The sequence below is a fragment of the Mesorhizobium sp. M8A.F.Ca.ET.161.01.1.1 genome, assembly GCF_004792105.1.
In the GTDB taxonomy this organism is placed as follows: domain Bacteria; phylum Pseudomonadota; class Alphaproteobacteria; order Rhizobiales; family Rhizobiaceae; genus Mesorhizobium.
In genome coordinates, this window is record NZ_SRTD01000178.1 from 1 (window position 1) to 364 (window position 364).

1 protein-coding gene is annotated in these 364 nt (G+C 61.0%); it reads right to left on the reverse strand.

The features are described from left to right. On the reverse strand, positions 1-193 hold a 193-nt coding region (locus tag EN804_RS35195; protein ID WP_135922344.1), incomplete at its 3' end, for a helix-turn-helix domain-containing protein. Positions 194-364 lie beyond the last annotated feature (171 nt).

Sequence of the window (364 nt, forward strand, 5' to 3'; positions counted from 1 at the left end):
CGCGCGTCGGAAAATGGCGGTAGAGCGTGCCGATGCCGACCCCTGCCCGCTTGGCGATCTCCTCCAGCGAGGCATCGACGCCGTCGCTGGCAAACATTTGCGCCGCCACTTCGACCAGCCTGTCGCGGTTGCGTTGCGCATCGGCGCGCAGCGGCTTTGGCGCCGGCGCATCGCGCGGCGCTTCAGCGGTCATTTCCTGGTCGGGCACTTTTTTCTCCACCACCGCAATATGGGGGGTTGAACCACGGCTGGCCAGACCCCAGTTAGATAAACGGAGGCACCTCCGTTTTAGTGGAGTGCTTTTATCATATAACCAGGGGAAGCGTTATGTCACCAGATCATGGACGGAAAGCTTCACCTGGTT